The sequence below is a fragment of the Bradyrhizobium sp. BRP22 genome (assembly GCF_020194175.1).
Taxonomy (GTDB): domain Bacteria; phylum Pseudomonadota; class Alphaproteobacteria; order Rhizobiales; family Xanthobacteraceae; genus Bradyrhizobium.
Map to the genome: position 1 here is coordinate 451,637 of NZ_JADYVX010000001.1, position 25,737 is coordinate 477,373.

The 25,737-nt window shown below is 64.4% G+C and carries 20 protein-coding genes and 1 other RNA gene; 11 read left to right on the plus strand and 10 right to left on the minus strand.

Annotated features, from left to right (window positions below; translation table 11 throughout):
- Nucleotides 1-4 precede the first annotated feature (4 nt).
- Nucleotides 5-3,163: a multidrug efflux RND transporter permease subunit gene (locus I6F35_RS02015; protein ID WP_225115957.1), complete on the plus strand. Its 3,159-nt coding sequence runs from the start codon at nucleotides 5-7 to the stop codon at nucleotides 3,161-3,163.
- Nucleotides 3,164-3,312: 149 nt separating this feature from the next.
- Here the strand turns inward: I6F35_RS02015 and I6F35_RS02020 are convergent, their stop codons facing one another.
- The 8 genes from I6F35_RS02020 to tkt all read right to left on the minus strand — a co-directional run bounded on the left by I6F35_RS02020 (nucleotide 3,313) and on the right by tkt (nucleotide 12,800).
- Nucleotides 3,313-4,104, minus strand: coding sequence for an inositol monophosphatase family protein (locus I6F35_RS02020; RefSeq protein ID WP_225115958.1), 792 nt, complete (start codon nucleotides 4,102-4,104; stop codon nucleotides 3,313-3,315).
- A 90-nt stretch (nucleotides 4,105-4,194) separates the two neighbouring features.
- On the minus strand, nucleotides 4,195-5,274 hold the full coding sequence (locus I6F35_RS02025) for a tetratricopeptide repeat protein (RefSeq protein ID WP_225115959.1): 1,080 nt from the start codon (nucleotides 5,272-5,274) through the stop codon (nucleotides 4,195-4,197).
- Nucleotides 5,271-5,957 (minus strand): thiamine phosphate synthase, encoded by a 687-nt coding sequence (locus I6F35_RS02030; protein ID WP_225115960.1) that lies wholly within the window; start codon nucleotides 5,955-5,957, stop codon nucleotides 5,271-5,273. The genes I6F35_RS02025 and I6F35_RS02030 overlap by 4 nt, the downstream gene beginning before the upstream one ends.
- Nucleotides 5,958-6,983, minus strand: a complete 1,026-nt coding sequence (locus I6F35_RS02035) for a class I fructose-bisphosphate aldolase (protein WP_225115961.1) — start codon at nucleotides 6,981-6,983, stop codon at nucleotides 5,958-5,960. It abuts the gene before it with no gap.
- Nucleotides 6,984-7,267: 284 nt separating this feature from the next.
- A complete protein-coding gene (fba, locus tag I6F35_RS02040; protein ID WP_225115962.1) occupies nucleotides 7,268-8,335 on the minus strand; it encodes a class II fructose-bisphosphate aldolase in 1,068 nt (355 codons plus the stop codon).
- A 46-nt stretch (nucleotides 8,336-8,381) separates the two neighbouring features.
- Nucleotides 8,382-9,575 (minus strand): phosphoglycerate kinase, encoded by a 1,194-nt coding sequence (locus tag I6F35_RS02045; RefSeq protein WP_225115963.1) that lies wholly within the window; start codon nucleotides 9,573-9,575, stop codon nucleotides 8,382-8,384.
- Nucleotides 9,576-9,664: 89 nt separating this feature from the next.
- Nucleotides 9,665-10,672 carry a type I glyceraldehyde-3-phosphate dehydrogenase gene (gap, locus tag I6F35_RS02050; RefSeq protein WP_225115964.1) on the minus strand — a complete coding sequence of 336 codons (1,008 nt, stop codon included), beginning with the start codon at nucleotides 10,670-10,672 and terminating at the stop codon, nucleotides 9,665-9,667.
- 142 nt (nucleotides 10,673-10,814) lie between these two features.
- A complete protein-coding gene (gene tkt / locus I6F35_RS02055; RefSeq protein ID WP_225115965.1) occupies nucleotides 10,815-12,800 on the minus strand; it encodes a transketolase in 1,986 nt (661 codons plus the stop codon).
- Nucleotides 12,801-13,201: 401 nt separating this feature from the next.
- On the opposite strand from tkt, the gene I6F35_RS02060 reads away from it, so the two are divergent.
- From I6F35_RS02060 to I6F35_RS02100, 9 genes are all read left to right on the plus strand, one after another.
- Nucleotides 13,202-13,525: a DUF4164 domain-containing protein gene (locus tag I6F35_RS02060; protein ID WP_225115966.1), complete on the plus strand. Its 324-nt coding sequence runs from the start codon at nucleotides 13,202-13,204 to the stop codon at nucleotides 13,523-13,525.
- The gene (locus tag I6F35_RS02065; RefSeq protein WP_225115967.1) at nucleotides 13,522-13,905 is read left to right on the plus strand and encodes a cell division protein ZapA; all 384 of its coding nucleotides are present in this window, start codon (nucleotides 13,522-13,524) and stop codon (nucleotides 13,903-13,905) included. The genes I6F35_RS02060 and I6F35_RS02065 overlap by 4 nt, the downstream gene beginning before the upstream one ends.
- Nucleotides 13,906-13,998: 93 nt before the next feature.
- Nucleotides 13,999-14,159: non-coding RNA, 6S RNA (ssrS, locus tag I6F35_RS02070), on the plus strand.
- Between the two features lie 176 nt (nucleotides 14,160-14,335).
- Nucleotides 14,336-14,911, plus strand: a complete 576-nt coding sequence (locus I6F35_RS02075; RefSeq protein WP_225115968.1) for a 5-formyltetrahydrofolate cyclo-ligase — start codon at nucleotides 14,336-14,338, stop codon at nucleotides 14,909-14,911.
- Nucleotides 14,912-14,917: 6 nt separating this feature from the next.
- Nucleotides 14,918-15,742 carry a TIGR00282 family metallophosphoesterase gene (locus I6F35_RS02080; protein WP_225115969.1) on the plus strand — a complete coding sequence of 275 codons (825 nt, stop codon included), beginning with the start codon at nucleotides 14,918-14,920 and terminating at the stop codon, nucleotides 15,740-15,742.
- Nucleotides 15,743-15,923: 181 nt separating this feature from the next.
- A complete protein-coding gene (locus I6F35_RS02085) occupies nucleotides 15,924-17,303 on the plus strand; it encodes a hypothetical protein (protein ID WP_225115970.1) in 1,380 nt (459 codons plus the stop codon).
- A 174-nt stretch (nucleotides 17,304-17,477) separates the two neighbouring features.
- A complete protein-coding gene (locus tag I6F35_RS02090; RefSeq protein ID WP_225115971.1) occupies nucleotides 17,478-17,942 on the plus strand; it encodes a hypothetical protein in 465 nt (154 codons plus the stop codon).
- A 107-nt stretch (nucleotides 17,943-18,049) separates the two neighbouring features.
- A complete protein-coding gene (locus tag I6F35_RS02095; RefSeq protein ID WP_225115972.1) occupies nucleotides 18,050-19,804 on the plus strand; it encodes an ATP-binding cassette domain-containing protein in 1,755 nt (584 codons plus the stop codon).
- Nucleotides 19,801-21,225, plus strand: a complete 1,425-nt coding sequence (locus I6F35_RS02100) for an HlyD family type I secretion periplasmic adaptor subunit (protein ID WP_225115973.1) — start codon at nucleotides 19,801-19,803, stop codon at nucleotides 21,223-21,225. Before I6F35_RS02095 ends, I6F35_RS02100 begins: the two co-directional genes overlap by 4 nt.
- A 29-nt stretch (nucleotides 21,226-21,254) precedes the next feature.
- On the opposite strand, the gene I6F35_RS02105 is transcribed toward I6F35_RS02100, so the two are convergent.
- Nucleotides 21,255-22,004: a response regulator transcription factor gene (locus tag I6F35_RS02105; RefSeq protein WP_225115974.1), complete on the minus strand. Its 750-nt coding sequence runs from the start codon at nucleotides 22,002-22,004 to the stop codon at nucleotides 21,255-21,257.
- Nucleotides 22,005-22,149: 145 nt separating this feature from the next.
- Nucleotides 22,150-22,722, minus strand: coding sequence for a hypothetical protein (locus I6F35_RS02110; RefSeq protein ID WP_225115975.1), 573 nt, complete (start codon nucleotides 22,720-22,722; stop codon nucleotides 22,150-22,152).
- A 472-nt stretch (nucleotides 22,723-23,194) separates the two neighbouring features.
- Here I6F35_RS02110 and I6F35_RS02120 point away from each other — a divergent pair, with 472 nt between their 5' ends.
- Nucleotides 23,195-24,175: a tripartite tricarboxylate transporter substrate binding protein gene (locus I6F35_RS02120; RefSeq protein WP_225115977.1), complete on the plus strand. Its 981-nt coding sequence runs from the start codon at nucleotides 23,195-23,197 to the stop codon at nucleotides 24,173-24,175.
- Nucleotides 24,176-25,737 lie beyond the last annotated feature (1,562 nt).

Consider the following 25,737-nt stretch of genomic DNA (forward strand, 5'->3'; position numbering starts at 1 on the left):
GGAGATGCCGAGCTTCTTCATCGACAGGCCGATTTTCGCCTGGGTCGTCGCGCTCTTCATCTGCCTGGTCGGCGCGATCTCGATTCCGCTGCTGGCGATCGCGCAATATCCGATCATTGCGCCGCCCTCGATTTCGATCTCGACCAGCTATCCGGGCGCCTCGCCGGAGAACCTCTATAACAGCGTCACCCGGCTGATCGAGGAGGAGCTGAACGGCGCCAACGGCATCCTGAATTTCGAATCCACCAGCGACTCGCTGGGGCAGGTCGAGATCATCGCCAATTTCGTGCCGGGCACCGAAACCAGCCAGGCCTCCGTCGAGGTGCAGAACCGCCTCAAGCGCATCGAAGCGCGCCTGCCGCGCGCCGTGATCCAGCAGGGCATCCTGGTCGAGGAAGCCTCCAGCGCCGTGCTGCAGATCATTACGCTGAATTCGACCGATGGCAGCCTCGACGAAGTCGGCCTCGGCGATTTCATGGTCCGCAACGTGCTCGGCGAAATCCGCCGCATCCCCGGCGTCGGCCGCGCGACGCTCTATTCGACCGAGCGCTCGTTGCGCATCTGGCTCGATCCGGCAAAGCTGGTCGGCTATCGCTTGACCGCCGACGACGTCAACAAGGCGATCGCGGCCCAGAACGCGCAGGTCGCTTCGGGCAGCATCGGCGCCGAGCCGGCGACGGACTCGCAGCGGGTTTCGGCGCTGGTTCTGGTGAAGGGCCAGCTCTCCTCGCCCGACGAGTTCGGCGCCATCATCCTGCGCGCCAATCCCGATGGTTCGACGGTTCGCCTGCGCGACGTCGCGCGGCTGGAGATCGGCGGCCTCAGCTACCAGTTCCAGACACGCCTCAACGGCAAGCCGACCGCGGGTCTGTCGGTATTGATGTCGCCGACCGGCAATGCGCTCGCGACCGCAAGCGCGGTGGAAGCCAAGATGAAGGAGCTGTCGCGCTTCTTCCCGGCTAACATCACCTACGAGATCCCCTACAACATCACGCCCGTGGTGGAGGCCGCGATCGAGAAGGTGCTGTCGACGCTGGTCGAAGCCGTGGTGCTGGTCTTCGTCGTGATGTTCCTGTTCCTGCAGAACATCCGCTACACCATCATTCCGACCATCGTCGTGCCCGTTGCGCTGCTGGGAGCTTGCGCCACGCTGATGATCCTCGGCTATTCCATCAACATGCTGACCATGTTCGGCATGGTGCTCGCGGTCGGCATCCTCGTGGACGACGCGATCGTCGTGGTCGAGAACGTCGAGCGCATCATGGCCGAAGAGGGCTTGCCGCCAAAGGAAGCGACCCGCAAGGCGATGTCGCAGATCACCGGCGCCATCATCGGCATCACGCTGGTGCTGGTCGCCGTGTTCATCCCGATGGCGTTCTTCCCGGGATCGGTCGGCATCATCTATCGCCAGTTCTCGGTCACCATGGTCGCCGCGATCTCGTTCTCCGCGCTGCTTGCGTTGTCGCTGACGCCGGCGCTGTGCGCGACGTTGCTGAAACCCGTCACGGCGGGCCATGGCCATGCCCGCCGGGGCGTGTTCGGCTGGTTCAACCGCACGCTCGATGGCACCCGCGACGGCTACACGCGCACGGTCCGCGGGGGGCTGAAGCGCACCGGACGCTTGATGCTGATTTATGCGGTGCTTCTGGTCGGCTTGGGCTGGGGCTTCGTGCGGCTACCCGGCGGCTTCCTGCCGGTCGATGACCAGGGCTTCATCACCACCGACGTGCAAACGCCGTCCGATTCCTCCTACGCTCGCACCGAGGCCGCGATCGAGAAGGTCGAGAAATATCTGCTGGCGCGCTCTGCGATCGAGAACGTCACGTTCCTCACCGGCTTCAGCTTCCTCGGCCAGGGCTTCAACACCGCGCAGGCCTTCATCACGCTGAAGGACTGGTCGGAGCGCGGGCCGAAGGATTCGGCGGCAGCAATCGTCGCTGACATCAACCGTGACCTGTCGTCGATTCGTGACGCGAGGATCTCGGCCTTGCAGCCGCCGCCGATCGACAACCTCGGCAACTCCTCCGGCTTCTCGTTCCGCCTGCAGGACCGTGGGCAGAAGGGCTATGCCGCGCTCACGGCCGCCGCTGACCGTCTGGTCGCGGACGCCAACGCCAGCCCCGTGCTGCAAAAGGTCTATATCGAGGGTCTGCCGCCGGCGCCGCAGATCAACCTGATGATCGACCGCGAGAAGGCCGGCGCCTTCGGTGTCACCTTCGAGGACATCAACAACACGATCTCGACCAATCTCGGCTCGAATTACGTCAACGATTTCCCGAATCGCGGCCGCATGCAGCGCGTCGTGGTGCAGGCGGACAAGTTCACCCGCATGAATGCGGATGACATCCTGAACTACAACGTCAAGAACAGCCGCGGGCAGCTCGTGCCGTTTTCGTCATTCGCCTCGATCGAATGGCAGAAGGGCCCGACCCAGATCGCAGGCTTCAACTATTATCCTGCGGTGCGCATCTCCGGCGAGGCGCGCCCTGGCTACACCTCGGGCGATGCTCTGAACGAGATGGAGCGGCTCGCCAACCTGTTGCCGCGCGGCTTCGGCTACGAGTGGACCGGCCAGTCGCTGCAGGAAAAACTCTCGGGCTCGCAGGCGCCGTTCCTGCTGGCCTTGTCCGTGCTGGTGGTCTTCCTGTTGCTCGCCGCACTCTATGAGAGCTGGACGATCCCACTCGCGGTGCTCCTGACCATTCCGCTCGGTGTGACCGGTGCGGTGATCGCCGCGACGATGCGGGGGCTGCCGAATGATGTCTATTTCACCGTCGGCCTGATCACCATCATCGGCCTTGCCGCCAAGGACGCCATCCTGATCATCGAGTTCGCGAAGGATCTGCGCGCCCACGGCAAGCCGCTGATCGAGGCGACCATTGAAGCCTGTTCGTTGCGCTTCCGTCCGATCCTGATGACCGGTCTCGCCTTCGTCTTCGGCGTGTTTCCGATGGCGATCGCCACCGGCGCCGGCGGCGCCAGCCAGCAGGCGCTCGGCACCGTCGTCATGGGCGGCATGATCGCGGTGGTGATCCTGGCGTTGCTGATGGTCCCGGTGTTCTTCGTCAGCGTGCAGCGCGTGCTGGCAGGCGACCGCGAGCCGAAGCAGGCTGCGGCCCCGGAGCCGCATGCCCAATCGGCACCAGCTACGCCGAAACCGTAGGATCATGCCCTCAGCCGTCATGCCCCGCGAAGGCGGGGCATCCAGTGTCCACTGCTGTCAGATCCGACGCATCACTGGCGCCGCGGGTTACTGGATCATCCGCCTTCGCGGATGATGACAGCGAGCATGATGGCGAGCGGAACCGCCCGCTACCCCAGCGGCTTCAGAATCTTCACCAGCTCGCCGTGCACGAATTCGTTGCCGCAGATCACGTCGCCGGTTTTCAGCGGATCGTCATTGCCCTCGATCCCGCTGATGGTGCCGCCGGCTTCGCGCACCATAATCTGGCCGGCCGCGATGTCCCACGGCGAGAGGTTGCGCTCCCAATAGCCGTCGAGGCGACCGGCCGCGACGAAGGCGAGATCGAGCGAAGCGGCGCCGAAGCGGCGGAAGCCGGCGACCTTGTTCTGCAGCGCGGCCATCTCCTTCAGCGCCAGTCCATGGTCGCCGCGGCCGATATGGGGCAAGCCGCAGGCGACCACGCATTCGTCGAGCTTGCGGCGGCCGGCGACACGCAGGCGCTGGTCGTTGAGGAACGCGCCCTTGCCGCGCTCGGCGACATAGAGCTCGTCATTGGCGGGATTATAGATCACCCCCGCGATCACCGTGCCCTCGCGCGCCAGTCCGATCGAGATCGCGAATTGCGGGATGCCGTGCAGGAAGTTGGTGGTGCCGTCGAGCGGATCGACGATCCAGCTATGGCTCTTGTCGGTGCCCTCGCGGGTGCCGCCTTCCTCGCCGATGAAGCCGTAGCCCGGGCGGGCCTTGGCGAGGTCGGTGTAGAGCATCTCCTCGGCGCGCTTGTCGGCCAGCGAGACGAAGTTCGCCGGCCCCTTGAGCGACACCTGCAGGTGCTCGATCTCGCCGAGATCGCGCTTGAGGCTGCGGCCGGCGCGGCGCGCGGCCTTGACCATGACATTGATGAGGGCGGAATAGAGCATGATGGAGGGCTTGTCGGGTGGGGGAACGAACGGCCCAATGCCGTAGGAATTGCCGACTGCGTGCCCTCTCGGAGTGGCGCCGTCAAGGCGTCATTTGCCGGTGCCGAGCCATTTGCGCGCGGCCTCCTCGGCCTTGGCGCGGTCCTGCGGGCTGATATCCAGCAGCATTTCATCGAGTTCCGGATCGCCCTTGCCGGCGGTCTTGGCGACGGTGTGCCATTTCAGCGCCTCGACCTTGTCCTGCGGCACGCCCTGGCCGGTGGCGAGCACGCGGGCGAGCCGGTTCTGCGCGATCGGCGAATTCTGCCGCGCGGCCTTCCGCAACAGCGCCACGGCCGCCGGCTGGTTCCGCGGTGTGCCGGAGCCGTTGTAGAGCGCGATCGCATATTCGACCTCGGCATCGACATTGTCAGCGAGCGATGCGGCCTGCAACAGCCGCACCGATTTCTCGAGATCCTTGGGCACGCCGGTGCCCTCCTTGTAGAACGTCGCCAGCGCGTACTGCGCTTCGGGGCTGCCGGCGTCGGCGGCCACCCGCAACAATTCGGCACAGCGTTTGAGATCCTGCGGCAGCGTCTGGCCGTCGAGATAGAGCAGCGCCAGATTATAGGCCGCCTTGGGATTGCCGAGCTTGGCCGAGGAGGCCAGCAGCTTCACCGCTTCGTCCTTGTTCACCGGGGCGCCACGGCCCGCGAGCCGCATCATTGCGAGTGCGAACATCGCCTCGCGATCGCCGGCGTCGGAGGCGCGCTGATACCATTCGATCGCCTTGCCGTAATCGCGCTTGATGCCCAGCCCATTGGCATAGAGCTCGCCCAGCATGGTCATCGCCTTGGGGTCGCGGGCGTAGTTTGCGCGATTGGTGGCGAGGTCGAACGTGGTCTTGTAGAGGCCGCGCTGATAGGCGCCGTAGACGAGATCGACATTGGGATCGTCGAACGGGTGCGTCGGGCTCGGAGATGGTGTCGGCGAGGGCGCCGGCTTCGGCCCGGCCTGCTTCTTTTCCGCCGCGGCCTTCGGCTTCGGCGTATGCTTCGGCTCTTCCTTTTTCGGTGCCGGCTTGCTGGCCGGCGCCTGGGCGGCAGGCGGCGTCAGCGAAATCTGCGCGACGGCGCCCGTCGTCAGCACGGCGCAGCCGAGCACCACCGCTATCGGACGCAGCAGGCTCATTCCGGCGTCAGTCCTGCCCTTGCTTTCGCAAGCATGCTCGCATGGGCTTCCTTGATGGCCGCGCCGACCTGGGCGAGCGCCGCGCTGGCGCCGCGTGAATCGGCGAAGATGAACTCGCCGACCAGGACGAAGTCTGCGCCCGCGGATGCAAATTCAAACGCCTCTTCGCGGGAGACGGCATAGCCGGCGCAGGGCGGCTCGAACAACTCGTCCCACCAGCCGATCCGCTCGGCGATCGCCTGCGTCGAGGGCCGCTGCCCGTGCGCATCGGGCTCGCCGAACAGCACGTAATCGGCGCCGAGTTCGCCCGCGGCCATGGAATCATGCCGCGTCGGCAGCCCGCCGACGCCGGCGATGCGGTCCGGCTTCAGCGAGGGCAGCGCCTCCTCCAGCGCGGCAAGGCCGGTGAGATGCGCGCCGTCGGCGCCGGCGCGTGCGACGATCTCGACATGGCCGTCGATCAGCAGCGCGGCGTCCGCTTTCTGGATCACCGGCGCCAGCGCCTTCACGCGCGCGATCATCGTGCGCTGGTCGGTCTCGCGCAGCCGCACCAGCACCGCCGCGACGTCGGCCGCGGCGAGCAGGTCAGGCAGGCGTGTGATGAGGTCAGAGGGATCGTCCACCAGCGGCGTCGCGAGATAGAGGCGCGGCGCCGGGCGCGGCGGAACGGGCTTTGCGGCCAATTATGCCACCTTCTTTTCCAGGCCGGTCTCCCACTCGCCTTTGCTGGCGAGCCCGTTCATGCGCGCGCGGTGGGCGAAGGCGCGCTGGCCGGCTGCGACATTCTCGGCCTTGCCGGACCATGCCTTCTGCGGCGCCGCCTGCAGCGCGCGACCGTAGGAGAAGGTGAGCTTCCAGGGCAGGCCGCCGATCCGGTTCATCGCGTCGAGATGCGCGGTCGCCTCTTCATCGCTCTGGCCGCCGGAGAGGAAGGCGATGCCGGGCACGGCCGCGGGCACGGTCGACTTCAGGAGCCGCACGGTCTTTTCCGCGACTTCCTGCACCGATGCCTGTTTCGGGCTCTTCTTGCCTGACACCACCATGTTCGGCTTCAGCACCATGCCTTCGAGCGCGACGCGCTGCACATACAGTTCGTTGAACACGTCACGCAGCACATGCTGCGTCACCTCATAGCAGCGGTCGATGTCGTGGCCGCCGTCCATCAGCACTTCCGGCTCGACGATCGGCACGATCTGCGCCGCCTGGCACAGCGCGGCGTAGCGCGCCAGCGCATGCGCGTTGACATGGATCGCGGTCGTGGTGGGAATTCCCTGACCAATATCGATCACCGCGCGCCATTTCGCAAAGCGCGCGCCGCGCTCGTAATACTTCTTCAGCCGCTCGGCGAGCTTGTCGAGGCCGACGGTGACGAGTTCGCCGGGGCAGCCGGGCAGGGCTTGCGTACCCTCGTCGACCTTGATGCCGGGAATGCTGCCGGCCTGCTCGATCAGCTTGACCAGCGGCGTGCCGTCCTTGGCGTTCTGCCAGATGGTCTCGTCATAGAGAATGACACCGGAGATGTATTTGCTCATCGCTTCGGTGGAGCGGAACAGCATCTCGCGGTAGTCGCGACGGTTCTCCTCGGTCGATTCCACGCCGATCGCGTCGAAGCGCTTCTTGATGGTTCCTGAGGATTCGTCGGCGGCCAAAATTCCCTTGCCCGATGTGACCATCGCAAGCGCGATCTTGTTGAGGTCAGCGAGATTCATGGAACGTCCTCCAGATGGTTTCGTGCCCTTGCAAACCAAAATAGGCGGTTATCGGGCAATTGCCTAGAAAACGTTCGTCGCGGCGGGGCGTTCACGGGTTGGTTAGATCGGAACGAGATTAACGTAGCCGATGGCCACGATGGCGCTGCGCTCCCTCTCCCGCTTGCGGGAGAGGGCTGGGTGAGGGTATCCCCGCGACGGGACTTTCCGTGGGGAGAGAGCCCTCACCCGGGGCGTGCGCGCCGACCTCTCCCGCAAGCGGGAGAGGTGAAGAGAACGCGGCTTCACGCCACCTTCGGATCGAGTTCGCCCTTGGCGTAGCGCTTGGCCATTTCCGCGGTGGTCAGCACCTTCTTGATCTTGCTGGCCTGGCCGGCGGTATTGAACTCCTGCAGCCGCTGCTTGCACAGCTTGGTCATCGCTTCCATCGCGGGCTTCAGATATTTGCGCGGATCGAACTCTTCCGGGTGCTCCTTGAACACCTTGCGGATCTGCCCCGTCATCGCCATGCGGTTATCGGTGTCGATGTTGATCTTGCGCACGCCGTTCTTGATGCCGCGCTGGATCTCGCTGACGGGCACGCCCCAAGTCGGCTTCATCTTGCCGCCATACTCGTTGATGATGTCCTGCAGATCCTGCGGCACCGAGGAGGAGCCGTGCATGACGAGATGCGTGTTCGGCAGCTTGCGGTGGATCTCCTCGATCACGTTCATGGCGAGGATGTCGCCGTCGGGCTTGCGGGTGAACTTGTAGGCGCCGTGGGAGGTGCCCATCGCGATCGCGAGCGCGTCGACCTTGGTCTCCTTCACGAACTTCACGGCCTCGTCCGGATTGGTGAGGAGCTGGTCGTGGGACAGCTTGCCCTCGGCGCCGTGGCCGTCCTCCTTGTCGCCCATGCCGGTCTCGAGCGAGCCGAGCACGCCGAGTTCGCCTTCCACCGAAATGCCGCCGAGATGGGCCATGTTGGTCACGGTCCTGGTCACGCCGACATTGTAGTCCCAATCGCCGGGCGTCTTGCCGTCGGCCTTCAGCGAGCCGTCCATCATGACGGAGGTGAAGCCGGCCTGGATCGCGGTCATGCAGGTGGCCGGCTCGTTGCCGTGGTCGAGATGCACGCAGACCGGGATCTGCGGATAGATCTCGGTGAGGGCGTCCATCATGTGCTTGAGCATCACGTCATTGGCATAGGCGCGTGCGCCGCGGGAAGCCTGGATGATGACGGGCGCATCCACGCTGGAGGCTGCCTCCATGATCGACAGCGCCTGCTCCATATTGTTGATGTTGAAGGCCGGCACCCCGTAATCGTGCTCAGCCGCATGGTCGAGCAGTTGCCGCAAGGTAATGCGAGCCATCCGGATTCTCCCTGTATTTACAGCGCGTTCGCGCCTAGTCGATTGGTTAGCGAATTTTCAGGACTTCGACGCCCGGCAGCGGCTTGCCTTCCATCCATTCAAGAAACGCGCCGCCGGCGGTCGAGACATAGGTGAAATCCTGCGCCACGCCGGCCTGGTTCAGCGCCGCGACGGTGTCGCCGCCGCCCGCGACCGAAAGCAGCTTCTTGGCCTTGGTGCGCTCGGCCGCGTGCTTGGCCGCCACCATGGTGCCGCGATCGAACGGCGTCAGCTCGAAGGCGCCGAGCGGTCCGTTCCACACCAGCGTCGCCGCATCGTCGATCGCGGCATGGATGCGGGCGATCGATTGCGGGCCGACGTCGAGGATCATGCCCTCGGCGGGGATCGCGTCCAGGCCATAGGCATGCGACGGCGAGTTGGCCGCGAAGTGGAAGGCAACGACGGCGTCGACGGGAAGGATGATGGCGCAATTGGCGGCCGCGGCCTTGTCCAGGATGCGCAGCGCGGTCGCGGCGAGATCCTTCTCCGCCAGCGACTTGCCGATGCCGACGCCCTGCGCGTGCAGGAAGGTGTTGGCCATGCCGCCGCCGATCACGAGCGCGTCGACCTTGGTCACGAGATTTTCGAGCAGGTCGATCTTGGTGGACACCTTGGCGCCGCCGATGATCGCGATCACAGGCTTGGTCGGCGCTTCCAATGCCTTGCCGAGCGCATCGAGCTCGGCCTGCATGGTGCGTCCGGCGTAGGCCGGCAGCTTGTGGCCGAGGCCTTCGGTCGAGGCATGGGCGCGGTGCGCCGCCGAGAACGCATCATTGACCCAGATGTCGCCGAGCTTTGCCAGTTCCGCGACAAAGGCCGGATCGTTCTTTTCCTCCTCCTTGTGGAAGCGCGTGTTCTCCAGGCAGAGGATCTCGCCGTCCTTCAGCGCCGCGACAGCCTTTGCCGCGGCCTCGCCGATGCAGTCGTCGGCGAAGGCGACAGGCTTCTTGATGACTTTCGACAGCGCTTCGGCGACCGGCTTCAGCGATTCCTTGGGATCACGTCCCTTGGGACGGCCGAAATGCGCCAGCAGGATCACCTTGCCGCCCTTGTCGGAAAGCTCGGTGATGGTCGGCGCGACGCGCTCGAGCCGCGTGGTGTCGGTGACGCGGCCATTTTCCATGGGCACGTTGAGGTCGACGCGGAGCAGCACGCGCTTGCCCTTCGCGTCGACGTCGTCGAGGGTGCGGAATTTGTTCATGCAGGGCTCCTCGGTCATGGCCGGGTTGTCCCGGCCATCCACTAACGTGGATGCCCGGCTCAAGGCCGGGCATGACGACAAACAAGTGGTTACAGCAGCTTCCCGATCGCGACGGCGGTGTCGGCCATGCGGTTCGAGAAACCCCACTCGTTGTCGTACCAGGACATCACCCGCACCAGCGTGCCGTTCAGCACCTTGGTCTGGTCCATGTGGAAGGTCGACGAATGCGGGTCGTGGTTGAAGTCGATCGAGACGTTCGGCGCGGTGGTGTAGCCCAGGATGCCCTTGAGCTGCTGCTCCGAGGCGCGCTTCATCGCCTCGTTGATTTCCTTCGCATCGGTGGCGCGCTTGGCGACGATCTTCAGGTCCACCACCGACACGTTCGGGGTCGGCACGCGGATCGCAACGCCGTCGAGCTTGCCCTTCAATTCCGGCAGCACCAGGCCGATCGCCTTGGCCGCACCGGTCGAGGTCGGGATCATCGACATCGCCGCCGCGCGGCCGCGGTAGAGATCCTTGTGCAGCGTATCCAGCGTCGGCTGGTCGCCGGTATAGGCATGGATCGTGGTCATGAAGCCGGTCTCGATGCCGACCGTGTCGTTCAGCACCTTGGCCACCGGCGCGAGGCAGTTGGTGGTGCAGGAGCCGTTGGAGACGACGAGATGATCCTTGGTCAGCGTGTCATGGTTGACACCGTAGACGATGGTGGCATCGGCGCCATCAGCGGGCGCCGAGACCAGCACGCGCTTGGCGCCGGCGGTCAGATGCGCGGACGCCTTGTCCTTGGCGGTGAAGATGCCGGTGCATTCCAGCGCGACGTCGACGCCGAGATCCTTCCAGGGCAGCTTGGACGGATCGCGCTCGGCCGATACCTTGATCTTGCCGCTGCCGAGGTTGATCGAGTCGCCGTCAACGGTAACGGTGCCGGGGAAGCGGCCGTGCACGGAGTCGAAACGGAGCAGATGAGCATTGGTCTCGACCGGGCCGAGATCGTTGATGCCCACCACTTCAATGTCCTTGCGGCCGGCCTCGGCGATGGCTCGAAGCACATTGCGGCCGATGCGGCCGAACCCGTTGATCGCGACCCGGACTGCCATGTCGTTTCACTCCTCTAATAGCTGATGCCATCCCCGCTGGCGCGTGCTCCAGCGAGGGTGTTACGGCGGATCGCCCGGTTCGGCCGGACGAGGACGGATTAGATAGGGGTTACCTAGTCCTTTTTCGGGGCAAGCTCAACCGCTAGCCGACGCGCTTCAGGGCAGCGTTAACGGCAGCCTCGGCGGTAATTCCGAAGTGCTTGAAAAGGTCCTTGGCCGGTGCGCTGGCGCCGAAACCATGCATGCCGATGAATTCACCGTCCTGGCCGATCACGGCATCCCAGCCCCACCGCACAGCCGCCTCGATCGCGATCTTGGCCGGTGCATTGCCGATGAGGGCCTTTTTCCGGTCTTCCGGCTGCGCCAGTAACAATTCGAGCGAGGGCACCGACACGACCCGCGACGGGATGCCGCGTTCCGCGAGCTGCTTCTGCGCGTCGACGGCGATCTGGACCTCGGAACCGGATGCGAAGAATGACACTTTTGCGTCACCTTGCGCCGCGACCAGCTCATAGCCGCCATGGCTGCACGGATTGTCGGCGGGCGCGGTGGTTCGAAGCTGCGGCAGATTCTGTCGCGTCAGCGCCAGCACCGTCGGCCCATCGATCCGGTTCAGCGCGAGCTCCCAGCATTCTGCAACCTCGACGGCATCGCACGGGCGGAACACGCGCATGTTGGGAATGGCGCGCAGCGCCGAGAGATGTTCGACCGGCTGGTGCGTCGGGCCGTCTTCGCCGAGGCCGATCGAGTCATGGGTCATGACATAGACGACACCAGTGCCCATCAGCGCCGCAAGTCGCATCGCCGGCCGCGCATAGTCGGTGAACACCAGGAAGGTGGCGCCGTTCGGTGCAAAGCCGCCATGCAGGAAGATGCCGTTCATGGCCGCCGCCATGCCATGCTCGCGGATGCCGTAATGGATGAAGCGGCCCTTCGGCGTCTTGGCGGAGAAGTTGACCGCCGACTTCGCCTTGTTGTTGTTGGAGCCGGTGAGGTCGGCCGAGCCGGCCAGAAACTCCATCGGCATCGCGGCAGCGATCACCTCGATCGCGGCCTCCGATGATTTTCGGGTCGCAACGTTGAGCGGATTTTCGAGCAGCGCCTTCTTGTGTCCCTTCAGCGCCTTTGCCAGCGATGCCGGCCGTTCGTGCCGCAGCCGGCGCTCGAATTCGGCGCGCTTGCGGCTGCCGAGCTCGGCATAACGCGCTTCCCACTCCTGGCGTGCGGCGGCGCCACGCGCGCCTGCTTCGCGCCAGGCAGCCAGCACGTCGTCCGGCACCGAGAACGGTTCGAGCGAGATGCCGAGCCTTTCCTTGGCCCCCTTCAATTCGTCGGCGCCGAGCGCTTCGCCATGGACCTTGTTGGTGCCGGCCTTGGTCGGCGCGCCGTAGCCGATCGTGGTCTTGCAGGCGATCAGCGTCGGCTTGCTCGATTTCTGCGCGCGCGTGATCGCGTCCGCGATCGCTTTCTGATCCTGGCCGTTGATGTGCTCGGCGGCCCAGCCGGCCGACTTGAAGCGCTTCACCTGGTCTACGGAATCGGCGAGCGACGTCGGACCGTCGATCGAGATGCCGTTGTCGTCATAGAGCACGATCAGCTTGTTGAGCCGCCAGTGGCCGGCGAGCGCGATCGCTTCCTGCGACACGCCTTCCATCAGGTCGCCGTCGGAGGCGAGCACGTAGGTGTAGTGGCTGACGATCTTCTTGCCGAACTCGGCCGACAGCATTTTTTCCGCCACCGCCATGCCGACCGCGGTCGAGATGCCCTGACCGAGCGGGCCGGTGGTGGTCTCGATGCCCTTGGTGTGGAAGTTCTCGGGGTGTCCCGGGGTCAGCGAGCCCAATTGACGGAAGTGCTTGAGCTGGTCGAGCGGCATGTCCTTGTTGCCGGTGAGGTACAACAGCGAATAGAGCAGCATCGAGCCGTGGCCGGCCGAGAGCACGAAGCGGTCGCGGTCCGGCCAGGCGGGGTCGGCCGCATCAAATTTCAGAAACTGTGTAAACAGGACGGTCGCGACGTCGGCCGCACCCATCGGCAGCCCGGGATGGCCGGATTTCGCCTTCTCGACCGCATCCATTGCGAGCCCACGAATGGCGTTGGCCATACGGGTGTGATCGACCTGCGTCATGATGAAAATCCGTCTGAAATGAGAGGCTTGGCTTGCATGCGGCGCCGCCCGGAGGGCCGCCATATGCGGGTGGTAGGCACGGGATGAGAGGCTGGATAGCACCTCAATCCGGGGAGTCCAAGGGAAGTCAGAGGCAAGAAAACGCGCTTTCGGCCGCAAAAGTTGCGTTCGGCGTAGCCCGGCCCAAGGGTACATGGACCCTCGCCGCCGTCGAGTTTCCGCAGGGAAGGGACCGGGTAAACCGATAGCTGCGGCGGCGGGGTTGCCTCCATCTATCGGTGCATAGTTTTCCGGCGGCGTTGCGCCGGGCTCGCTCACCACGTAAATTTCATCGCCTAAGCGCTTGCCGAACCGCAAGGATTCGCGGACGGCCACGCCATCGAGGATCTATCTTGTCTCGCATGAGCGATCGTTCCACCAACGGGGCCGCCAGTGCCGAGCCCGCCATTGCCGACATCGACGCCGCCACGCGGCGGCTGATGGCGGCGCTGGATGCGCTGGAAAGCGCGGTCGAGCGGCGGCGCGAGGCGGACCGCGACGAGAACGAACTGGCGAGCCGGATCCAGGCGCTGGGCGCTGATCGTTCGCGGCTTGCGGACGAACTCGATAACTCCTTGGTGAAGACGCGCAAGCTCGAGCGCACCAATCGCGAGATCGCCGAGAAGCTGGATAGCGCGATCGGCACCATCCGCGCCGTGCTCGATGCCGGGGAGAACACGCGATGAGCCACATCAACGTCACCATCAATGGCCGGCAATACCGGATGGCGTGCGAAGAGGGGCAGGAGGTTCGTCTGCTGAAGCTCGCGGAGAACCTGGAATCGCGCATCGAATCCTTGCGCGGCAAGTTCGGTGAGATCGGCGATGCCCGCCTCACGGTGATGGCGGCGCTCACTGCCTGCGACGAACTGGTCGACGCCGGCACACGCATCCGCAGCCTGGAGCAGGAAATCGAATCCTTGCGCAACTCCGGAGCCGCCGCAGTCGATCGCGCCCGCGCCACGCAGGTCGCAATCTCGAATGCACTCAACGCCGCCGCCGAGCGGATCGAGAAAACCACGCAGGTGCTCAACCGCACCATCGGCGGCGGTATCGCGATCGGTTGAGTTCACCATCCCCTGAAAGGGACCTTTCAGAGGAGGGTAACAACGATTCATTCCCGCTGGCGGAACGCTGCGGTCGTCGCTACATTACCCCTAGCGAAGCTGCGTTGCGCGTCAGGAGCTATATATCCCCGGGGCCTTATCGATCCTTTAGGGAACTGTCCCTGGCCGGGTCCGTGGACCCGGACATATGGTGCCCACCTACTTTCGTAGGGAACTCCGGGATCGAACGCTCCAACGGCCTCTGCGGCTTCGCGCTCTGTTTTTTCTCCTGTTGCGTTTCTGCGGCGCAAGCAATTCCAATACCGCCGTCATGCCCCGCGAAGGCGGGGAATCCAGTACGCGGCGGCTTCGCCGCTGGAGCACAAGCGTCTCTGGAATACTGGATCACCCGCCTTCGCGGGTGATGACAGCGGCAGCGGAGCAAGACATCATGCGCGCCATCTCACCCAAGGCTGAACTCCGCAGCGCCGCGCTCACGCGACGTGACGCGCTGAGCGAAGAGGAGCGCACTGCTGCCGCCGCGAAGATCGCAAGGCGCGGCCTGCCGTTTGAGATCGCACGCGGCACGATCGTTTCCGGCTATTCTCCGATCCGCAGCGAGATCGATCCGATGCCGCTGATGCTGGAGCTTGCGACGCAGGGCGCGCAGCTTGCGCTGCCGGCGGTCACCGCGCGCGGCCACTCCCTGGTCTTTCGCGCCTTCGCCAAGGGCGATCGGCTGACGCTTGGTTCGCTCGGCATCCCCGAGCCGTCGCCGGCCGCCGCCGAACTGGTCCCCGATATCATGCTGGTGCCGCTCGCGGCCTTCGACCGGGTCGGCCACCGCATCGGCTATGGTGCCGGCTATTACGACTTCACCTTCACCCATCTGCGCAAGGCCAAGCACGTGATCGGCATCGGGCTTGCCTTCGCGGTGCAGGAAATCAAGGCGGTTCCGGCTTTGTCGCACGACGTCGCGCTTGATTATGTGCTAACGGAGCGCAAGGCGTTCGATTTCCGGGAGTAGCCGAATTTGCGTATCCTCTTCGTTGGTGATGTCGTCGGCAGGACTGGCCGCACCGCCATCTCAGAACATCTTCCTCGCATGATCCGCGACTGGTCGCTCGATCTCGTCATCGTCAATGGCGAGAACGCCGCCGGCGGATTCGGCATCACCGAGGCGATCTACCAGGAATTCCTGGATGCCGGGGCGGATGCGATCACGCTCGGCAACCATGCCTGGAATCAGAAGGAAGCGCTGGTGTTCATCGAGCGCGCGCCGCGCCTGATCCGACCCTTGAACTTTCCGCGCCATGCGCCGGGCCGCGGCGCGACGCTGGTCGACACCAAGAACGGCAAGCGCGCACTCGTGCTCAACGCGATCGGCCGCGTCTTCATGGAGCCTTCCAACGATCCCTTCACCGCGGTCGAGCGCGAGCTCGAAGCCTGTCCGTTGCGCCAGGCGGCGGATGCGATCGTGGTGGATTTCCACGGCGAGGCGACCAGCGAGAAGCAGGGCATGGGCTTCTTCTGCGATGGCCGCGTCAGCCTCGTGGTCGGCACCCACACCCATGTCCCGACCGCCGATCACCAGGTGCTGCCCGGCGGCACCGCCTATATGACCGACGCCGGCATGACCGGCGATTACGATTCCATCATCGGCATGCAGAAGGAAGAACCGCTGCAGCGCTTCCAGACCGGCATCCCCTCCGGCCGCTTCGAGCCGGCCTCCGGCGAAGCGACGCTGAGCGGCGTCGCGGTCGAGACCGACGACGCCACCGGCCTCGCGCTCCGCATCGCGCCGGTGCGCGCCGGCGGACGTCTTGAGCCGGCGGTGCCGGGATTCTGGGTAAGCTAGTTCAATCAACGGCGAGGGGCTGGCTTGAAGCGCCTTAAACCTGATTTCGTTTGTACGATCTCACCCGAAATGTTGCATCCGAATTGATGGCTCGGCTTTTCACGCATCCGGCGTGACATTGCCTCACGGTCGGGAGAACTCCGTCGCGTTGCGCGGAGCGATCCCGGCCAGGGAGGCGACCATGAAGTTCGAGCAGATGTCGGACGGCATCCGGCTGCATCATCAGCCGCACCATTATCCTTGGGATGATGGAGATGCGAGCTATGGTACCAAGTTCTCGCCGGCTCGTTTTCATCATCTCGCGACGGACAACCACGACGACATCAGCGACACCTCGTCCGGCTCGCCCCCGGATACGTCTCTCACGCCTTTCGATCCGTCTGGGAATGGAGGTGCAGGCAACGCGACCGACGGCGGCTCGTCCGCCCACCAATCCAATCCCGGCAACAGCAGTGCCTCGGTCGATACCGGGATCATCCATACGGGGACGAACGAGGCCGGCAACGGCGGCGACGGCTTCTTCTACGGAGGCATCATTCATGCCGCGCTCGTGATCTATCAGCCGGTCAACATCACGGTCGCAGTGGGATATGGCTCGATCGCCATCGCGCACCAGACCAATGATGTGAGTATCGACCAGTCCGCCATCCAGATGGCCGGCATCGGTGGGAACGGCGGCAGCGGCAACATCGCCGCCGGCGGAAACGTCGACATCTCGTCCACCGCCTCCAACGACATCACGACAGGCGACAATCATGCCGGCAACGGTGGCGATGGTCATTTCCTCGGTGCGCTGCTGGACGCGCCCGTCGTGATCTACCATCCCGTCAATTTCGCGATTGCGGCGCCCGGCGGTACCGCGCACGCCAGCCAATCGAACACGGTCGAGATCAATCAGTCCGCCGTGCAGGTCGCAGGGGCCGGCGGGCAGGGCGGAAACGGCAATGCCGCAGGCGGCGGCGACGTATCGGTTCACGGCTCCAGTGTTGATCCCGGCAGCGGCGGAAGCGGACAGGGCTCGATCGACACTGGCGGCAATCAGGCCGGCAACGGCGGGGACGGCCAATTTCATGGCGACCTCGTCCACAAATCCGTCGCTGTCTACGATCCCGTCAACATCTCGGTCGCGGGATATAATTCGACCAGCCAAGCGTACCAGCTCAACGACGTACATCTGGATCAGTCCTCGTTTCAGATGGCCGGCACCGGCGGTGATGGCGGCAGCGGCAATGTCGCGGCGGGCGGCAGCGCAGCGATCGTCTCCGCGCTGCTCGGCAGCGGGTCGGATGCGATCGCAACCGGGCACAAGGGCGCGGGCAATGGCGGCACTGGCCATTTCTCCGGCAGTCTCATCGACGTCAACGTCGCGATCTACGCTCCGATCAACATCGCGATCGCCGGGCCGCATTCGACGGCTGAAGCGGATCAGGTCAACAATGTCCATATCGATCAGAGCGCGGTTCAGATCGCTGGAATCGGTGGGAACGGCGGGCACGACAATCTTGCGCTGGGGGGCGATGTCGCGATGCATCTGTTGTCCGACCTTCATCTGATCGGGTAGGGCGCCGAATTTCGATAGGGCATGTAATCCTTTCGGACGTAGGCCCGCCGAACCGATGACATCCGATTTGGCATCTATCGCGTGCGCATCGACGCGGATCAGATTCGCTTCCGCATATCCGCTTCCAGAACCGGGACGGATGTTGCGCGAGAGCAATCCAGCACGGAGGGTCAAATGGCCAAGGGCAAGGGATTTATCAGCGTTTCCGATTCGATCGATTTCAAGTCAATCAACACGGGCGGTCAGAGCGTCGGCAACGGCGGCGATGGCTATTTCAAGGGAAGCGTCAGCAATTCACCATCCATCAAGTTCGATCCGTCGAACAAGGCCGAAGGTGCCGAGGTCCACGTCAAGACCGGCGATTACGTCAGTCAAAAGGCGTCATGGGATGCCGACGGCGGCGACGCCAAGGCGTGGAAACACTCGAAGGCTTATGGTGGCGACGCCAAGTCGAACGGCGACCAGAGCTCATCCAGCGGATCCGACACCTCCAAGGTGTATGCCGACACGAAGGCACATCAGTCGAACTACCTGAAGGCGGACATGCACCAGGAGGTCGCGGCTGGCATCGGCGGCGATGGCGGACATGGCAATCTCGCCCTCGGTGGCGACGTGAACGTCCATATTGATACTTTCTGATCAGCAGCCTCATTAAGGCAACTGGGACCGGCGGTTCGCGCCGCCGGTCTCCGATTTCCCCGCGAAGCAATCCGCGCAAAGGCCGAGACGCTCTGGCGGTGATGATGATGCTGGTGCCGCAGCTCCGGTTCAATCTGCTGCAGACGGCCTGGACGCCGTTGCAGGCGGCGCTGTTGACCTGCGCAGGCTCGCTCGGGCTCGTGTTCGCCTATAGCTGCAGCTACAACCTGCTGCTGTTCGCGCCCTCGATCTATCTGCTCCAGATCTACGATCGCGTGCTGCCGAGCCGGAGCAACGAAACGCTGTTGATGCTCACTTTGATCGTTGCGCTCACGGTCGTGGTGGGCGGAGCGCTTGATGCGCTGCGCCGGTCCGTGTTGACGCGCCTGGGAGCCTGGCTGGAGGACCGGCTTCGTCCCACCGTGCTTTCCGCCTGCCTCGACCACGCCTGCCGCAACGAATCCGCGCGCGCTTCGGACGCCTATCGCGATCTCACGATTGTACGCCAGTTCGTCGAGTCCGGCGCATCGCTGACGCTGTTGGATGCGCTCTGGATCCCGCCGTTCCTCGCGGTGCTGTTTCTGGTGCATCCCCTGCTTGGAGCCATTGGCGCCTGCAGCGTGCTGTTCCTGTTCGGCCTCACGGTTGCAGGCGATCTCCTCACCGAGGATGCGCTGGCGAAATCCGCAGCTGCCTTCTCCAGAAGCTATGGCCGGTTTGCGACCGTCATCGGCAGCGTTCACCTCATTCGCAGTATGGGAATGCTCGACGACGTGGCGCGCCGCGTCTACCTCGATGCGCAGAGCGCGCAAAGCGAGCACGACCTGGCGCAGCGGCGGTATGAGGTCATCATGCTGATCGCCAAGCCGACGCGTTCGCTGGCGCAGGTCCTCATCATGGGCGCAGCCGCGTGGCTCGTGCTCGATCACGGCAAGAGTGCCGCGATCATCTTTGTCACGATGCTGATGTTCAGCCGTGCGCTGGCGCCGGTCGAAGGCGCCGTTGCAAGCTGGAAAGGATTGACCAGAGCGCTGGATGCCTACCAGCGGCTGACCGCCGTCCTTGCTGCTGTTTCACCTGCAGTCGAGAACGCGGACAAATCGCCGGAGCAGCCGACGGGCGATCTCGTCGTCGACAATATCGGCGCGAGGGTTGCGGAGGGCGCGTGGTTTCCGGCCAGGACCGTTTCGTTCCGTCTCGCGCCAGGGGAGTGTCTCGGCATTATCGGTCCATCGGGCTCCGGCAAGTCCACACTCGCGGGCATCATTGCCGGGATCCTGTTGCCGGGGCAGGGGCGCGTGCTCCTCGGCGAGACCGACATTTCGGTCCTGCGCGGCGGGCGCCAAGGCCGTTACCTCGGCTATCTGCCGCAGGACATCGATCTCGTCGGAGAAACGATCAGGGACATCATCGCGCGGCTGAACGGCGCCGATCTGCCCAGGGTCATGCATGCGGCGAAGCTCGCCGGGATCCATGAGAGCATCATGCGGTTGCCGCAGGGATACGACACCGTTGTCATGAATGGCGGGGAGGCTTTCTCGCGCGGATTTCGCCAGCGCCTGGGTTTGGCGCGGGCATTTTTCGGCGAGCCGCGGCTGGTCGTGCTGGACGAGCCGAATGCCAGCCTCGACTATACCGGCGAGCGCGTGCTGCTGGATGCCATCGAACAATTGAAGCTCGCCAGTATCACGGTGGTCATCGTCACGCACCGCATGGGTATCCTCGCGGCGACCAACAAGATCGCCATCATGCAGGACGGCGCAGTCACGGCGTTCGGCGAGAGCGAGGACATCTTCGAGCAGTATTTGAGCCGGCCGCAAGTGGTTTCACAAGTGGCTTCGCAGCAAACGGCCGTCCCATGATCGCAAACCTGCGAGCCCTGGTGCGGCTACCACCGGCCGTCCCGCCGAAGCAGGAGACGGCAGTCGTGATCACCGCGATCGACGAATTCGAGCCGCGGCAGTTTTCGTGGTGTCCGGCGCCGACGCAGGCCTCGCCGCGCGGCAGGCTCCGCCGCGTCACCCTGGCAGGCAATCTCCTGGTCGTCGGCTTCGTGCTGGGCCTCGGAATCTGGTCGGTCTTTGCGCCGCTTGAAAGCGCCGCGATCGCTTCCGGCGTGGTCGAATCGGAATCGAGCCGGAAGACGATCCAGCACCTCGAGGGCGGCATCGTCAGGAAAATTTTGGTTGCCGATGGCGATGCCGTGAGTGCCGGGCAGACATTGATCGCGCTCGACGACACCAGGGCCCGCGCCGAGGTGCAAAGCCTGCAGGGGCAGTTGTGGGATGCCGCCGCACGCGAGGCAAGGCTCGTGGCGGAGCAGCAGGGGCAGGAGCTGATCTCGTTTCCGGTCTGGCTCGACAGGATTCGAAGCACGAGCGGTTCGGTCGATTCCATCCTGGCGGCACAGCAGAACATCTTTGAAACACGGCGGCAGGTGTTCCAGTCCCAGGCCACCATCCTCCGGGAAAAAAGGCTGCAGGTCGCAAAGGAGATCGAAGGGCTGAAGGCGCAGGAGGACGCGGTCGCGCAGCGAGCGGCTATCGTGCGCGAGGAGCTGGACATGGTGACCATCCTGGTCAACAAGGGACTCGAGCGCCGTCCGCGCCTGTTGAACCTCGAACGGGAGCTGGCCGATATCGAAGGGCGGCGCGGCGAAATCGTCGCGCATATTTCGCGCGCCAAGCAGGTGATCAGCGAATCGCAGGCGACACTCCTGAAGCTGGAGAGCGATCGGCAGAACGAAATCGCGCAGTCATTGCGCGAGGCGCAGAACCAGGGCTTTCAGCTCCGCGAAAAATTGCTGGCGGCGCAGGATCAGTTGTCGCGAACCGAGGTCAAGGCGCCGGAGGACGGGGTGATCACCGACCTGCGGATGCATACGCCGGGCGGCGTGATCGGTGCCGGCGCGCCGCTGATGGATCTGGTGCCGCGGCAGGACAGGCTGGTCGTGATCGCGCGCCTCAAGCCGGAGGATATCGACGTGGTTCATCCGGGGCTGAACGCCGACGTCCACCTCTTGCCCTACAACCAGCGCCGCGTCCCGCGCCTCAAGGGTACGGTGATGCATGTGTCGGCCGACCGCCTGCTCGACAAGCGCACCGACCAGCCCTATTACGCCACGAAAATCCGCGTCCAGGACTCCAAGATCGTCGAGAATGGCTTGAAGATCATTCCGGGCATGCCGGCCCAGGTGTTCATCACAACCGGGCGCGGCACCGTGGCGATCTATGCCCTGCGGCCGCTGCTCGACAGCTTCCACACCGCCTTCAGTGAAGATTGAGCCAGCCGAAAGCGATCAGCGCAGCCGGCTCAGGATGACGAGAATGCCCCGGGCTCCGGCCCACGGTGACCGATCGATCTTGCGCGCCAGCGCAGCACCGCCTCGGTGCGATTGCGCGCGGCACATTTCCGCATGATGTGGTGAATGTGCATCTTCACCGTGTTTTCCGAGAGGTTCAGTTTGGCGGCAATCAGCTTGTTGGGCAGGCCGAGCTCCAGTTCCGCAAGCACGTGCTGCTCGCGCGGCGTGAACTCGATCTGGTCCTTGTTCGCCAGATATATCGGCGCCAACGGGCGGGGATAGATCGGCTCGCAGCCCGACGACCCGTTCTGCCCCTCAATCGAAAGCGGCCTGTAGACGCCGCCGGCGAGAACAAGACGCAAGCCGGCGACGGCGAGTTCGACCGGGATCGAGGTCGGAAAGAAGCCGCGAACACCCCGCTGCAGGGCCGCAAGCGCGGTGGCTTCGTCATCCCGGTTGCAGAACAGGGCGATCGAGGCATTGGGGCAGCAATCGGCGAGAAGCGCGAGGTCACCGGCGACGGAGGGATCGGCGACCGATTTGTCCCCGATGCTGAGCGTGGCCAGCCGGACATCCCGTCCCGTCGCGCAGCCGAGATTGTCGGTGGTGGCCATTTCGACGATTTCGAATCCGATCAGCTCCTGCCTGAGAATGTGCAGAATGCAGGTCCGCGCGAGCGTGAGCGGATCGATGATGAGCAGGAGCGGCAACGGCAGCGATCCATTGAGCCGCTCTGCAGCGCTGACAAGGTCGTCCATAATATCCCCAATTCAAGGAATTGCTGACCTACCCCAATCATTTCCATGCCAATGAATAGCGTCACGCAACCGGCTCATGGCGTAAGCCTTGTGCCGATCGAGCGCGCAGGTTGACCACCGGTATCCGCTTTCCCGGTGTCACCCTTCAGTTACAAATGTTCCGATACGCGATCGCCGCGGCTGAATCTGGCTTGCCGTCGACGACGTAGACGTCATCCTCCTTCACGAGATACAGAAACGGTCGCTCCCCGGTGTCCTCGCCCGACGCCTTCTTTCCCCTGACATGACCACAGATCGTGTCGACCGGCCGCCCCAGCGTATTCTTCCTGATTGCCCGCTTCACGTCGGTGAATTCGGTCGATGCCGGATCTTCCATTTTTGCCGCGACCGATATCTTCGCCTTGCTCAGGACGGCCTCGGATGTTTCAGCAGCGGGTGCGCGGTCCGCCATCGCCTTCGGCGGCGGGTTCTTGCCACGCGCAAGCCGTGTGTTCTGACGCGGCGGTGATCGCTTCCCAGGCTTCGCCGCCGTTCCAACCTTCGTCGCCTTCGCCGCTGGAGTTGGCGTGAGCGCGCTCACCTTCGGCTCCGTCGAAGGTGGCGTACTTCCATCGAAACAGATTTTCGACCCGCACATCTGCAGGCTCGCCTGCGTGGGCACAGGCATGGCATAGCCGATCAGCATTCCTGCCACCAAGCCAATGAGAAGCAGTCCCATGCAATCCCCCTCCTCGGGGTGGGCGGACTTCCACTCGCACTTCTTGCGACTTGATTTTGCGCTGATCCTCTATGTGTCCCGCAAAAGCGTTAAGCGCGCATTAAGCGTCGGGCCGTTGTCCAGCCACGCGCCTGCATGGTTAACTCGGCGAGGAGATCAGGCTCCGCTCTCTGGGCGTCGTGCATGCAATGCTGTAAAGCGGATCGTCATGCCAGACATGTGCCGAAAGACCGGTAATCAGTCGGTTTGATCTTCAGCTCGCGTAAACACAGCACGCCGGCCTCGTACAGTCCGCGCCCAGCTCTCTGACGCGACCATACGCCCCGGTTTGTCGACCTTGTCCGGATGTTCCATTTGCTGGATCATGCCGCTCCTTTCACTCCGGCCGATCCACCCGGAATCAAGGCAAGAAGAAGAAAAAGACGCCGCCGACGAGAGGACGTGACCCTCGCACCATCGGGAGGAGACTGACGTGAGGCTGAAATCAATTGGTTACACCTTGTTTGCACTTCTGGCCGGCATTTCCGTCCTGGCTGGCCACGCTTGGGCCGACTCGTGGCCTCAGAAGCCGATCACCTTCATCGTGCCATTCGCGGCCGGCGGCGGCACCGACGCCTTTGCCCGCCCGCTCGCAGCCCAGCTTGACACCCAGTTGGGCAAGCGCGTCCTGATCGAAAACCGCGCCGGGGCAGGCGGCACGGTGGGCGCTTCGGCGGCCGCCAAGGCCGCGCCGGACGGCTACACTTTCTTCATGGGCGCGGCGCATCACGCCATTGCGCCATCGCTCTATCCCAATCTCGACTACGACATCGAGAAGGATTTTGTCGCGGTGGCCCTGATCGCGCGGCCGCCGCAGGTGGTGGTCGTCAATCCCGACAAGGTCGCAGCCAAGACACTCGCCGAGTTCATCGCCTACGCGCGCGCCAATCCGGGCAAGTTGAATTACGGCTCCGCCGGGGCCGGCACCACGCATCACCTCGCGGGCGAGCTGTTCAAGATCCTGACCAAGACAAACATCCAGCACGTCCCCTATCGCGGGGCCGGTCCCGCCATGCAGGATCTCATCGCCGGCCATGTGCCGGTCGTGTTCGACGGGCTCGGCTCGTCAGCCGCGCCGATCAGGGCCGGACAGTTGCGGGCGCTTGCGGTGGCCGCGCCAAAGCGGGTGGCGGCGTTCCCCGATCTGCCCACGGCCAATGAAGCAGGCCTGGCCGGCTATGAAGTGTCGACCTGGTACGGCCTGTTCGCGCCGAAGAACACGCCGCCGGAGATCGTCAAGCAGATGGTCAAAGAGCTGCAGAAAGCCATGCAGACAGCGTCAATCAAGGAGGCCTGGGAGCGCAACGGCTCCGACGTACCCGACGTCACCGGTTCTGCGTTTGCAACCATGGTGTCCGCAGAAGTCGTGCGCTGGCGCAAGGTCGTGCAAGAGGCCGGAGTAAAGCTGGATTAGGCTGCGCAAAACCGCATCAGGAAGGCGGGGGACCGGATCCGAGACAGGCGAGAGCGCGCCGCGCCTCCCATGGTCTTGTCGAGCGACTTGCTCTAGAAGCGTTTTCGAGCGAAGTGGACACCGGTTCGCGTGAAGAAAACGCGTCAAAACAAGGATCTAGAGCTTCGGTTCTGATTCAATCAGAACCGAAAATGCTCTAGCATCGAGCCCGGGCGGGATCTCGTTCCGTGGACGGTGATCGTGCGGTCCGACCGCGAAGCTCCAGCGCCTATGAGGGTCGGAGCCGCCTCCCTGGGCGGCGCCCGATTCCTGCGGCCATGGGCGGTGCTGGCGTGGGCCATGCTGCTGGCGGCAATTCTCGTGTCGTTCAGACCGGCGGTCCGGGTCGTCTGGGGCGACACACCCTCCTTTGTGGAATCTGCGCTGCGCACGCTCGAGGCGGGATGGCCGACCGTGGCTGGTGGGCGCGATCCAGGCTACCCGACCTTCCTCGCCGTGACGTTCGCGTTCGGAGGCGACTTTGGAACGGTGGTCCGCCTGCAGCAGGCGGCCTGGGCCGTTCTGATGCTGGCGCTTGCGATGGCCGTGCAGGCAGCGACGCGCAACGCCGCCGCGCTCGTGCCGATCATCCTCGTCGCGATGTATCCAGGCCTGCTCCTGTTCAGGAACGTCCTCACCGCAGACCTTCTCTTTGCAGTCTTCGTCAATCTGGCAACTGTTGGTCTGCTGGTTGCCACCTGTGTCGACGGGGCGGCGCGATACTGCGCGATCGTTGCCTCGATCCTGTGCGCGGTGTTCGCGGCGTGCTTGAGATCGCAGGGACTTCTTGTCCCGATCGCGGCCATGCTGTTAGGCGCCCACCTCGTCCGGCCGACGACACCTGCGCGCCTTGCCGTGATCGCCGTTGCCGTCGCGACAGCGCTGGCGCTTTTCCTGGCCGGCTCCCGGTTCGGTGCTTCCAACTCCGATCAGGCCTCGGCCGTGTTCGTCCCCAAGACACTGTTCTGCAATCATCTCGACATCGTGCTTGCGAGCGATGCGGCGCGACACGAGATCGTTTCGGCGGCGGGCGACCGGGCGGATGCCACGATGGCGCGGCTTGCCGCCGACTTCGCCGCCGAGCCGGGCCGTTGGCCCGTACTCGGGTTCTTCGGCGATGCCTGCCTCTTCGATACCGAACTGGATCGATATCTCGCCGATGATACCGGCAACGTCCTTGCCGCGGCGCCAGCCTATTGGCGCATCGTCCTGACCGCCGTGCGCGACCGGCCGCTGGCCTATGCAGCCAAGTTCGCGCGTCAGATGGCCTATGGCCTCCTGTTGGCATGGCCGCCCTATGGGCTCGAGCCTGCCATACCGGTGTCCACCGACGACGTGCCGCACGTGTCCGAGATCATGACGCGGCGCGGCCGGGCGGCTCAGCCGCTCGAGCTGCAAGGCGGACCGGTTCGGATCGGCCTGTTGTCCGATCTCCCAGCCATCTCAGTCTATCTGTTCAAGGCATTGTCCGCCGCCTTCGTGATCGCGGTCATATTTTGGATGGTCGCCGCTGTTCGGCGTCG

What these genes read in the sequence shown, in the direction of transcription:
- I6F35_RS02015 (WP_225115957.1), top strand. Translation starts at nt 5, where the DNA reads ATGCCGAGCTTCTTCATCGACAGGCCGATTTTCGCCTGGGTCGTCGCG.
- I6F35_RS02020 (WP_225115958.1), bottom strand. Translation starts at nt 4,104, where the DNA reads ATGCTCTATTCCGCCCTCATCAATGTCATGGTCAAGGCCGCGCGCCGC.
- I6F35_RS02025 (WP_225115959.1), bottom strand. Translation starts at nt 5,274, where the DNA reads ATGAGCCTGCTGCGTCCGATAGCGGTGGTGCTCGGCTGCGCCGTGCTG.
- I6F35_RS02035 (WP_225115961.1), bottom strand. Translation starts at nt 6,983, where the DNA reads ATGAATCTCGCTGACCTCAACAAGATCGCGCTTGCGATGGTCACATCG.
- fba (WP_225115962.1), bottom strand. Translation starts at nt 8,335, where the DNA reads ATGGCTCGCATTACCTTGCGGCAACTGCTCGACCATGCGGCTGAGCAC.
- I6F35_RS02045 (WP_225115963.1), bottom strand. Translation starts at nt 9,575, where the DNA reads ATGAACAAATTCCGCACCCTCGACGACGTCGACGCGAAGGGCAAGCGC.
- gap (WP_225115964.1), bottom strand. Translation starts at nt 10,672, where the DNA reads ATGGCAGTCCGGGTCGCGATCAACGGGTTCGGCCGCATCGGCCGCAAT.
- tkt (WP_225115965.1), bottom strand. Translation starts at nt 12,800, where the DNA reads ATGACGCAGGTCGATCACACCCGTATGGCCAACGCCATTCGTGGGCTC.
- I6F35_RS02060 (WP_225115966.1), top strand. Translation starts at nt 13,202, where the DNA reads ATGAGCGATCGTTCCACCAACGGGGCCGCCAGTGCCGAGCCCGCCATT.
- I6F35_RS02065 (WP_225115967.1), top strand. Translation starts at nt 13,522, where the DNA reads ATGAGCCACATCAACGTCACCATCAATGGCCGGCAATACCGGATGGCG.
- I6F35_RS02075 (WP_225115968.1), top strand. Translation starts at nt 14,336, where the DNA reads ATGCGCGCCATCTCACCCAAGGCTGAACTCCGCAGCGCCGCGCTCACG.
- I6F35_RS02085 (WP_225115970.1), top strand. Translation starts at nt 15,924, where the DNA reads ATGAAGTTCGAGCAGATGTCGGACGGCATCCGGCTGCATCATCAGCCG.
- I6F35_RS02090 (WP_225115971.1), top strand. Translation starts at nt 17,478, where the DNA reads ATGGCCAAGGGCAAGGGATTTATCAGCGTTTCCGATTCGATCGATTTC.
- I6F35_RS02095 (WP_225115972.1), top strand. Translation starts at nt 18,050, where the DNA reads ATGCTGGTGCCGCAGCTCCGGTTCAATCTGCTGCAGACGGCCTGGACG.
- I6F35_RS02100 (WP_225115973.1), top strand. Translation starts at nt 19,801, where the DNA reads ATGATCGCAAACCTGCGAGCCCTGGTGCGGCTACCACCGGCCGTCCCG.
- I6F35_RS02105 (WP_225115974.1), bottom strand. Translation starts at nt 22,004, where the DNA reads ATGGACGACCTTGTCAGCGCTGCAGAGCGGCTCAATGGATCGCTGCCG.
- I6F35_RS02110 (WP_225115975.1), bottom strand. Translation starts at nt 22,722, where the DNA reads ATGGGACTGCTTCTCATTGGCTTGGTGGCAGGAATGCTGATCGGCTAT.